The 10,019-nt window shown below is 66.7% G+C and carries 12 protein-coding genes; 10 read left to right on the top strand and 2 right to left on the bottom strand.

What is annotated here, in order from left to right; all coding sequences use genetic code 11:
- The 4 genes from RMO40_RS13860 to RMO40_RS13845 all read left to right on the top strand — a co-directional run.
- A partial coding sequence (locus RMO40_RS13860) for a carboxyl transferase domain-containing protein (protein ID WP_309722226.1) occupies positions 1-1,287 on the top strand: 1,287 nt, incomplete at its 5' end.
- 14 nt (positions 1,288-1,301) lie between these two features.
- Complete coding sequence (locus RMO40_RS13855; RefSeq protein ID WP_309722223.1) at positions 1,302-2,087, top strand: enoyl-CoA hydratase-related protein; 786 nt, start codon at positions 1,302-1,304, stop codon at positions 2,085-2,087.
- Positions 2,088-2,107: 20 nt separating this feature from the next.
- A complete protein-coding gene (locus tag RMO40_RS13850; RefSeq protein ID WP_489660164.1) occupies positions 2,108-2,698 on the top strand; it encodes a DUF4126 domain-containing protein in 591 nt (196 codons plus the stop codon).
- A 123-nt stretch (positions 2,699-2,821) separates the two neighbouring features.
- Positions 2,822-4,849 (top strand): ATP-binding protein, encoded by a 2,028-nt coding sequence (locus RMO40_RS13845; RefSeq protein WP_309722217.1) that lies wholly within the window; start codon positions 2,822-2,824, stop codon positions 4,847-4,849.
- Between the two features lie 7 nt (positions 4,850-4,856).
- Here the strand turns inward: RMO40_RS13845 and RMO40_RS13840 are convergent, their stop codons facing one another.
- The gene (locus RMO40_RS13840; protein WP_309722212.1) at positions 4,857-5,219 is read right to left on the bottom strand and encodes a hypothetical protein; all 363 of its coding nucleotides are present in this window, start codon (positions 5,217-5,219) and stop codon (positions 4,857-4,859) included.
- 106 nt (positions 5,220-5,325) lie between these two features.
- On the opposite strand from RMO40_RS13840, the gene RMO40_RS13835 reads away from it, so the two are divergent.
- Together RMO40_RS13835 and RMO40_RS13830 are read left to right on the top strand one after the other, a co-directional pair.
- Positions 5,326-6,249 (top strand): hydroxymethylglutaryl-CoA lyase, encoded by a 924-nt coding sequence (locus RMO40_RS13835; protein WP_309722229.1) that lies wholly within the window; start codon positions 5,326-5,328, stop codon positions 6,247-6,249.
- On the top strand, positions 6,246-6,830 hold the full coding sequence (locus tag RMO40_RS13830; protein ID WP_309722209.1) for a YbaK/EbsC family protein: 585 nt from the start codon (positions 6,246-6,248) through the stop codon (positions 6,828-6,830). Before RMO40_RS13835 ends, RMO40_RS13830 begins: the two co-directional genes overlap by 4 nt.
- A gap of 10 nt (positions 6,831-6,840) precedes the next feature.
- Here RMO40_RS13830 and RMO40_RS13825 read toward each other — a convergent pair whose 3' ends face one another.
- A complete protein-coding gene (locus RMO40_RS13825; RefSeq protein ID WP_309722206.1) occupies positions 6,841-7,929 on the bottom strand; it encodes an acyltransferase family protein in 1,089 nt (362 codons plus the stop codon).
- Between the two features lie 130 nt (positions 7,930-8,059).
- On the opposite strand from RMO40_RS13825, the gene RMO40_RS13820 reads away from it, so the two are divergent.
- The 4 genes from RMO40_RS13820 to RMO40_RS13805 all read left to right on the top strand — a co-directional run.
- The gene (locus RMO40_RS13820) at positions 8,060-8,572 is read left to right on the top strand and encodes a redoxin domain-containing protein (protein ID WP_309722204.1); all 513 of its coding nucleotides are present in this window, start codon (positions 8,060-8,062) and stop codon (positions 8,570-8,572) included.
- Positions 8,573-8,577: 5 nt separating this feature from the next.
- Positions 8,578-8,781 (top strand): DUF1289 domain-containing protein, encoded by a 204-nt coding sequence (locus RMO40_RS13815; RefSeq protein ID WP_309722201.1) that lies wholly within the window; start codon positions 8,578-8,580, stop codon positions 8,779-8,781.
- Entirely contained in the window at positions 8,778-9,422 is a 645-nt protein-coding gene (locus RMO40_RS13810; protein WP_309722199.1) for a 2-hydroxychromene-2-carboxylate isomerase, read from the top strand. Before RMO40_RS13815 ends, RMO40_RS13810 begins: the two co-directional genes overlap by 4 nt.
- Positions 9,423-9,580: 158 nt before the next feature.
- The coding region (locus tag RMO40_RS13805) for an MFS transporter (protein WP_309722196.1) at positions 9,581-10,019 on the top strand (439 nt) is incomplete at its 3' end.

Below are 10,019 nucleotides of genomic sequence, written 5' to 3'. Positions count from 1 at the left end.
AAGGGCGGCACCTACTACCCGATGACGGTGAAGAAGCACCTGCGCGCGCAGGAGATCGCCGCGCAGAACCGCCTGACCTGCTTGTACCTGGTGGATTCCGGCGGCGCCTACCTGCCGCTGCAGGACGAGGTGTTCCCCGACAAGGAGCATTTCGGGCGCATCTTCTACAACCAGGCCAATCTCTCCGCGCAGGGCATCCCGCAGGTCGCGGTGGTGATGGGCTCCTGCACCGCCGGGGGCGCCTACGTGCCGGCGATGTGCGACGAGTCGATCATCGTAAAGAACCAGGGCACCATCTTCCTCGGCGGGCCTCCGCTGGTGAAGGCGGCGACCGGCGAGGTCGTGACGGCGGAGGACCTCGGGGGCGGCGAGGTGCACTCGCGAACCTCGGGCGTCACCGACCACCTGGCCGAGGATGATCGCCACGCCCTCGCGATCGCACGCGAGATCATCCGCCACACGAAGTCGCGGGGCGGCTCATCGCGCGACCGGAATGAGGGTCCGTCCCAAGTTGTGGCGGAGCCGCTTTACCCGGCGGACGAGCTCTACGGAATCATTCCCAGGGACCCGCGCCAGCCGTTTGACGTGCGCGAGGTGATCGCGCGCCTGGTGGACGGCTCCGACTTCCACGAGTTCAAGGCGCTGTACGGCTCCACCCTGGTCACGGGGTTCGCCCATGTCCACGGCTGCCCCGTGGGGATCCTGGCCAACAACGGCATCCTGTTTTCGGAGTCCGCGCTCAAGGGGGCGCACTTCATCGAGTTGTGCGCGCAGCGCGGCACGCCCCTCTTGTTCCTGCAGAACATCACCGGCTTCATGGTCGGCAAGAAGTACGAAAACGAAGGCATCGCCAAACACGGCGCCAAGATGGTGACGGCGGTGTCGACCGCGAGCGTGCCCAAGTTCACCGTCATCATCGGCGGCAGTTTTGGTGCCGGCAATTACGGCATGTGCGGCCGTGCGTTCGACCCGCGCTTCTTGTGGATGTGGCCCAACGCGCGCATTTCGGTGATGGGCGGAGAGCAGGCCGCGAGCGTGCTCGCCACCGTGCGGCGCGATGGCATCGAGGCCAAGGGCGGCAGCTGGAGCGCCGACGAAGAAGCCGCGTTCAAGCAGCCGGTGCGCGATCAGTTCGAAACGCAGGCGCACCCCTACTACGCCACGGCTCGGTTGTGGGACGACGGCCTGATCGACCCCGCCGACACACGGCGTGTGCTGGCGCTCGGTTTGAGCGCGAGCCTGAATGCACCGATACCGGAGACTCGCTTCGGCCTGTTCCGCATGTGAACCGAGAAGCCCGCATGAGCACCCTCGACATCCAACGCAGCGGCGCGGTCGCACGCGTTTCCCTGAACCGCCCCGACGTGCGCAACGCCTTCAACCACGAGGTGATCGCCGAGCTGCACGCGGCCTTCACCGAGCTGGGTGCCGATGCGAGCCTGCGCGCCATCGTGCTCGGCGGCCACGGCAAGGCCTTTTGCGCCGGTGCCGACCTGTCGTGGATGCGTGCGATGGCCGACTACAGCTGGGAGCAGAACCGCGCCGACGCGCAAGCCCTGGCCGACATGCTGTGGGCGGTCTACAGCTGCCCCGTGTCGGTGGTGGGCCGGGTGCAGGGCGACTGTTATGCCGGCGGGGTGGGCCTGGCGGCGGTTTGTGATGTGCTGGTCGCGGCCGACGTGGCGGCCTTCTGCCTGAGCGAAGCCAAGCTCGGCCTGCTGCCTGGCACCATCGGCCCGTATGTGATTCGCGCGATGGGCGAGCAGGCGGCGCGGCGTTACTTCCTCACGGCCGAGCGATTCAGCGCCGCGCGTGCGCAGGCGCTGGGCTTTGTGCACGAGGTGTGCGCGCTCGACGCGCTGGATGCCAAAGTCGACGAGATCGTCGCTTCGCTGGTCGACAACGGGCCGATGGCCACACGCGCCTGCAAGCGTCTGGTGCAAGACGTCGCCGGTGTGCCGATCACGGCCGCGCTGCGTGAAGAGACGGCGCGTCGCATCGCCGACATCCGCGCCAGCGACGAAGGGCGCGAGGGTGTGCAGGCGTTTCTCAACAAGCGCAAACCGTCCTGGTTGGCAGAGAAGTGAACCTGGACACGACACAGTTGATGGCGATTGCCGCGGGCCTCGGCTGGGCCAGCGGGCTGCGCCTGTATGCGGTGGTGTTCCTCACCGGCATGGCCGGGTTCATGGGCTGGGTGGATCTGCCGCAGGGCCTGCAGCTGTTGCAGCACCCGCTGATGCTGGGCGCGAGCGGCCTGATGCTGGCGGTCGAATTTTTCGCCGACAAGATCCCGGGTGTCGACACCGTGTGGGATGTGTTGCACACGCTGATCCGCATACCGGCCGGTGCTGCGCTGGCGGCGGGCGTGTTCGGCGCCGACCACAGCACCGCCGCTTCGGTGGCTGCCGTGCTCGGCGGCATGCTGGCTGCCACCAGCCACGTGGCCAAGGCGACGACCCGCGCTGCGGCCAACACGTCGCCCGAGCCGTTTTCCAACATCGGCCTGTCGTTGCTCGGCGACGGCGCTGTGCCGGTGATGCTGTGGCTCTCGTGGCAGCAGCCGCTGGTGTTCTTCGGCGCGCTGCTGCTGGCGCTGGTCGTGATGGTGGTGCTGATCTGGGTGTTTGCCAAATTCCTGCGGCAGCTGCTGCGCCTGTTGTCGAAGTGGCTGGGCGCGTCTCAGCCCTCAACCTGAGCTGAACATGTTCAAGAAAATTCTGATTGCCAATCGGGGTGACCAGCCGCGAAGCGGCGCAGCGACGAAGTCAAATTGCATGGCACGCGCAGCGTGCGCAGGCGATTACACCGCGGAGTCCATATGTTCAAGAAAATCCTGATCGCGAACCGCGGTGAGATCGCCTGCCGCGTGGCGGCCACGGCCAAGCGAATGGGCATTCAAACCGTGGCGGTGTATTCCGATGCCGACGCCCACGCCAAGCACGTGATGGCCTGCGACGAGGCGGTGCACATCGGGCCGCCCTCGCCGAAAGACAGCTACCTGCGCAGCGACCGCATCATCGCGGCGGCGCTTGCCACCGGTGCGCAAGCCATCCACCCCGGCTACGGCTTCCTGAGCGAAAACGAAGACTTCGCCCAGGCCTGCGCCGATGCCGGCCTGGTCTTCATCGGCCCACCCGCGTCGGCCATCAAGGCGATGGGGCTCAAGGCCGAGAGCAAGCGCCTGATGGCGCAAGCCGGTGTGCCGCTGGTGCCGGGTTACCACGGCGCCGACCAGGACCCGGCCTTGTTGCAACGCGAGGCCGATGCCATCGGCTACCCGGTGCTCATCAAGGCCAGCGCAGGCGGTGGTGGCAAGGGCATGCGCGTGGTCAACGCGGCGCCTGAGTTCGAGGCGGCGCTCGCGTCGTGCAAGCGCGAAGCCATCAACAGCTTTGGCGACGACGCGGTGCTGATCGAGCGTTACGTCACCCGCCCGCGCCACATCGAGATCCAGGTGTTTGGTGACACCCACGGCCAGTGCATCTACCTCTTCGAGCGCGACTGCTCGGTGCAGCGCCGCCACCAGAAGGTGCTGGAAGAAGCGCCCGCGCCCGGCATGAGCGAGGCACGCCGGCGCGAGATGGGCGAAGCGGCGGTGGCGGCAGCCAAGGCCGTGGGCTACGTGGGCGCCGGCACGGTGGAGTTCATCGCCGAGCCCATTGAAGGCACTGATGACGAACCGGGCCGTACCGGCCCGGGGGATCTGCGCTTCTACTTCATGGAGATGAACACCCGCCTGCAGGTGGAGCACCCGGTCACCGAGGCCATCACCGGCCTCGACCTGGTCGAGTGGCAACTGCGAGTGGCGAGTGGCCAGCCGTTGCCCTTGAAACAAGACGAGCTGCGCATCCACGGCCACGCCATCGAAGCGCGCATCTGCGCCGAAAACCCCGACAAGCAGTTCATGCCCGCCACCGGCTCGCTGCAGGTCTACCGCACGCCGCAGGCCGCGAGCTTCGAACGAAGCGACGTTCGTTTCGACGCCGGTGTGCGCGAGGGCGACACCATCTCGCCGTACTACGACTCGATGGTCGCCAAGCTCATCGTGTGGGGCGCCGACCGCGCGCAGACGCTGGCCCGGCTCGACGCGGCACTCGCGCAGACCCACATCGTGGGCCTGCACACCAACGTCGCCTTTCTGCGGCGTGTGGTGGCCAGCCGCTCCTTCGCCGAAGCCGACCTCGACACCGCGCTGATCGAGCGTGAGCGCGGGGTGTTGTTCAACACCCCGCCCCTGTCAGCCGAGCTGGCCGCGGCCGGAGTGGTGGCGCATGCATTGGCGAGCGAGCAGGCCTTGCAGACCACCGATCCCTGGTCGAAGCGCGACGGCTGGCGACTCTTTGGGGGTGCGCGCCGCCAGTTCGACCTGGAACTGCACGGCACGCACCAGGTGGTCACGCTGGAGCGTGCGCATGGCGGCGCGATGACGCTGGTGTTGGGCGATCAACGCTGGCCTTTTGCCTCCACCGCACGCGGCGACGGCCGGCACGATGTGCAGCTCGACGAGCGCCGCGTGTCGCTCACGGTGTATGCCTTTGGTGAGCGTGTCACCGTGTTCGCGCCTGAAGCCGTGGCCACGGTGGGCAAGGTCGACGTGCTCGCGCATGCGGGCGAAGGGGCGGTCGACGTGGGCCGCTTGACGGCGCCGATGCCCGGCAAGGTGATCGCTTTTTTGGCGCAGCCCGGCCAGGCGGTCCGACAAGGCCAGGCGCTGGCGGTGATGGAGGCGATGAAGATGGAGCACACCATCACTTCGCCGCGCGACGGCAAGGTCGAGGCGCTGCTGTATGCGCCGGGGGATCAGGTGGCTGAAGGCGGCGAGCTGCTGCGCCTGGCAGCCACGTGAATGTTGTTTACCGCGCGACGCGGCTGGTGCTGCGGCGCAGCCACTGCGTGGCGCTGCGCCAGCTGCTTTCTTCGGGTGCCGACAGCTCGGATGCTTGTGTGACACCAAAGCCCGAGGTGTTGCGGGCCCAGGCCGCGTCTTGTGGCGCGTCTCTCTTGATCAACGCGGGTTTGGCCAGTTTGCCGGCGTTGACGTATTGGCGCGCCAGCGACACCAGCTCGGGGTTGCCCGAAGCCTGGCAGACGAACAAGACCTCGCGCGCTTCATTGGCATCGCTCAGCATCGCAGCGACATTGATGCCTTCACCCAAATCACGTTTCAGGATGAAATGGATGCGGGTGGCGATGCGGAGTTGAACGGGCGTGGACACAAGATCTCCTGGCAGTTCGGGTATCTTCATCCTCTGTACCGAGGGTGCACATCCCTAAATGGAGGGGTCTGTGACTTCAGTCATCGATAGTGAGGAATTGGTCATGATGTCTTCGTCATTCCCTAGCCACGTGACCCTGGTCGACGTGGCCCCGCGTGATGGCCTGCAGAACGAAAAGCAGGCCGTGTCAGCTGAGTGCAAGCTTGAGCTCGTGCACAGGCTGCAGGCCGCTGGTTTGCGCGAGATCGAAGTCACCAGTTTCGTGAGCCCCAAGTGGGTGCCGCAGATGGCCGACAACGCGCAAGTGATGGCCGGCATCGAGCGCCGCGCCGGCGTGCGCTACTCGGTGCTCACCCCCAACCTGAAGGGCTTGGAAGCAGCACTCCCCTGCAAGCCCGACGAGATCGTGGTGTTTGCTGCGGCCACCGAGGCCTTCAGCCAGCGCAACATCAACTGCAGCATCGCCGAAAGCTTCGACCGTTTTGCGCCGGTGGTCGAGGCCGCGCACGCACACGGCTTGAAGGTGCGCGGTGCCATCTCGTGCGCGCTCGGCTGCCCTTACCAGGGCGAGGTGAGTGCCGACGAGGTGGAGCACGTGGTGCGCCTGATGAAAGAGATCGGCGTCGACCACTGCGGCGTGGCCGACACCATCGGGGTGGGCACACCGCGTGCGGTGCAGCGCGCGATGGAGCGTGCACTCAAGCACTACCCGCTGGTGGAGGTGAGCGGCCATTTTCACGACACCTACGGACAGGCCTTGTCGAACATCTACGCCTGCCTCGAGCTGGGCATTCACACCTTCGACGCCAGCGTGGCCGGCCTTGGCGGCTGCCCGTATGCCAAAGGCGCGACCGGCAATGTGGCGACCGAAGACGTGCTCTTCATGCTCAATGGGCTGGGCATCTCGACCGGCATCGACATCGATCAACTGGTCGATGCTGGCGCGTACATCTCGGGTGTGATCGGCCGGCCACCGGCTTCGCGCGTGGGCAAGGCCTTGTTGGCCAAACGGGAAAAAGCAGCAGCATGAGCAATGAAGACCTTGACGCAACGGGCCGCCGCGCCGGGCCGCCCCAAGCAAGGCCCGACCCTCTCGGAGGGTCGATCGACGTACTCGGCGATCGGGGTGCTGTGAACTTCCCGGAAGGGTTTCGCCGTGTCAGCGAAACCTTGGCCGGCTTGGGCCACCCGCATGCGCCAGTGTTCCTGGAGGTGACCGCGCGCACCGCGCAAGAAGCCGCCGACGCTCTCGGCGTTCAGCTCGGGCAGATCGCCAAGAGCGTGGTCTTCAAGCGCAAGCACGACAGCGTGGCCGTGCTGGTGGTGACCTCGGGCGACTTGCGTGTCGACGTCGACAAGGTGGCGGGCCTCACCGGCCCCGTGGGTCGCGCCGATGCCGACTTCGTGAAGTTGAGCACCGGCTTCACCATCGGTGGCGTGTCGCCGGTCGGGCACGTGACACCGCCGGTGATGCTGATCGACCGTGAGCTGCTGCGCTTCGATGAAATCTGGGCCGCAGCCGGTCACCCCAAAGGCGTGTTCAAGCTCAGCCCGGCTCAGCTGCAGGCCTTGACGGGCGCACCTCTGGCCGACGTGACGCCGACGGCCTGAAAGACCCGCTTCACAGCACCCGGCGCACGCCAGGCAGGCGCAGCAGCCAGCCCGCCACGATGAAGCACAGCACGCAGCTGAGCGAGCCCGTCACCGCAAACTTGAGAAGCGATGGCGCTGGCACCTCTCGCCATGCCAGCGCCACGCCCACCAGCACCGGCGGGTGGATCACGTAGATCGTGTAGGCGCGGCGAGCCAGCGCAGCCCACACCCGGCCGAGTGTGTTGAAGCGGCGCTGAAACCGATCGAGCAGCGCCAGGATCACGCCCCAGGCCACCAGCGGCTCCCAGAAGGCGTACACCACGTCCATGCCCGGCAAGCGCAGAACGTAGACGATGGCCAAGACCGGCAAGGCCAGCAGCGCCACACGCTGCCACGTGCGCACCTGGGCGGGCACCAGCCGCTCCAGCCACCGCGCACGCGCTGCCACGCAGCCGAAGGCGAACAGCAGCACATAGCTTGCAAAAAAGCCCAGTTGCAGGCCCCACACGTTGACGCCCACCGGCCAGGCCTGTCGCAAACCCAGTGCTGCGCCGCCCGTGGCGAGCGCTGCGATGGTGAGCGCCCGGTTGGACGGCCAGGGTGGCATGTCTTGTGCGGCCGGCCGGCGCGGGAACAGGCGCCGCCACAGCACCGCGACCAGGGCGAAGACCAGCAGCGCCTGCGCGAACCACAGCGGCCCGCTCTCGAAGTGGCCGTTTCGCCACAGAGCCAACAAGCTGTCGATGAATGGCCGCCCGCGCGCCGTCTGTGCCAGCGCGATCGTTGAAGGCCCAAGCACCCAACCGAAGACCAGCAGCGGCAGCCCCAGGCGCACGCATCGATCGATCAGGTAACGGCGAGCGCCCTTTTGCTCGATGGACGCCGGTGTGTAGTACCCCGCCAGCAGGAAGAACAGGCCCATGAAGAAGGCCTGGTTCACGGTGCAGAAGAACACCAGCAGGGTCGATGCGACGGGGCCGTCGGTAGGCAGCTCGCGGTAGAACCAGCCACCGATCGCACCGTAGGTGAGGGCCGTGTGGTGCAGCACCACTAGCAGCGTGAGGCTGGCGCGCAGGGCGTCGAACGCCACGTTGTGTGTTGACTGGGGTGGTTGCATGTGTGCCGCCGTGGCTGGCGGCCTTTCCCTGAGATGAATCGGCAGCGCGTGCATTGTTGCCGCATCCCGGCCGTAAGAGCGGCTGCGCGCCGGCGACGAACCGTCATCGCAACAGCCCGTGAACGGCCTCATGCACACCCTCATCCCACGCCGCCGGCTGCTGGCCGGTGCTGCGTTCGCAGCACTCGGCGGCTTGGTACAGGCCGAGCCTTTGCGAGGCCGCTTGACGCTCACAGGCACCACGCTCGACGGGCGTGCCTACGACATGGCGCAAGACCGTGGCAAGGCCATGCTCGTGTTCTTCTGGTCGACCCGCTGCGCCGTCTGCCGCGACAAGATGCCCGAGCTGCGTGCCAACTACGAAGCCTGGCGCGACAAAGGCTTTCAGCTGGTGGCAGTGAGCCTGGACCGCCACCTCGACGAGTTGAAAACCTACGACAGCGTGATCAACCGCATGGTGCCGCCGGCGCAGAAGTTCCCGATGCTGTGGCGCGGTGATGTGGGCTACCGAGACAGCTTCGGCCCGGTGTCGCACACGCCGACTTCGTTCATCCTCGACCGGCAAGGCCTGGAGGTGAAGCAGGTTCGTGGCCGCATCGACCCCGCGCTGTGGGACGATATGGCCGAACTGGTGCTCACCTGACTCCGATGCCCGCCACCGCCCCCCACACCATCCCCAGCCCCTGCGTCGATGTTTGTCGCATGCACGCCGCCAGCGGCCTGTGCGAAGGCTGTTGGCGCACGCTGGACGAGATTGCCGGCTGGGGTGCCTCGGGTGATGAGGCCAAGCGCGCTGTCTGGGTGTTGATCGAACAGCGCAAGGCGGCTGCCTTCACGCCTCCCGCCCCATGAAGCACCTGCGTTTCACCTTCGATGTGATCTCGCCTTACGCGCATCTCGCGTTCGAGCGCCTGCCGCAGGTGCTGCAAGGCGTGAACCACGAGGTGAGTTACCAGCCGGTTCTGCTCGCGGGTCTGTTGCAGCACTGGGGCCAGAAGGGCCCGGCCGAGATCGCGCCCAAGCGCGATTGGACGTATCGGCAGGTGATGTGGCTCGCGCATCAACTCGGCGTGCCGCAGGAGATGCCCGCGCAGCACCCCTTCAACCCGCTCGCGTTGTTGCGGCTCGGCCTGGCCTGCGCACCGGCCGGCCTCACGCCCAGTCGCTGGGTTTGCGAGCAACTGCTGCAGCACGTGTGGCGCGGTGGCGCCGACGCCGCCGATGCCGGCCGGCTGGCCGCCCTCACACAACGGCTCGCACCCCCGCGCGACCCGGCCAGTGCCGAGGTGAAAGACGAGCTGAAGCTCGCCACCGCAGACGCGGCCGCGCGTGGCCTCTTCGGTGTGCCCACGGTCGAGGTCGATGGCCGCATCTTCTGGGGCCTCGACGGCCTGGAGATGTTGGCGGCCTACCTGCGACGCGAGCCGTGGTTCGCGGGTCCCGAGTGGGACGCGGCGGCCCGGCTGCCGCAAGGGACCCAGAGAAAACACTGATCTCGCAAGCCCTGTGAATCTCGCATGAAGAAATGCGAGCACCGGGTTTCCACCGGGTTTGTCAGTTTCGTATCAGCCTCGCGTCAGGCCGCGGTCAGAGCTTGCCGTGAAGATGCCGCATCCTCATCGTTCGGTGAGGCACATACGAGGAGCACTTCATGGCAACTGCATCTGCTGTCGGCAAGCCGATGACCCCCGAAGAGAAGAAAGTCATCTTCGCTTCGAGTCTCGGCACCGTGTTCGAGTGGTACGACTTCTACCTGTACGGCACGCTCGCCGTGATCATCGGCAACCAGTTCTTCACGGCGCTCGACCCGGCTTCACGCACCATCTTCTCGCTGCTCGCGTTTGCTGCCGGCTTCATCGTGCGCCCCTTCGGCGCGCTGGTGTTCGGCCGGCTGGGCGACATGATCGGGCGCAAGTACACCTTCCTGGTGACCATCCTGATCATGGGCTTGGCGACCTTCATCGTCGGCCTGCTGCCCAACTACAACTCGATCGGCATCGCCGCGCCCATCATCCTGATCGGCTTGCGCATGCTGCAAGGCTTGGCGCTGGGCGGTGAGTACGGTGGTGCCGCCACCTACGTGGCCGAAC

The organism is Rhizobacter sp., assembly GCF_031412075.1.
Lineage (GTDB): Bacteria > Pseudomonadota > Gammaproteobacteria > Burkholderiales > Burkholderiaceae_C > Rhizobacter.
This window is presented reverse-complemented; position numbering and strand designations above follow the sequence as displayed.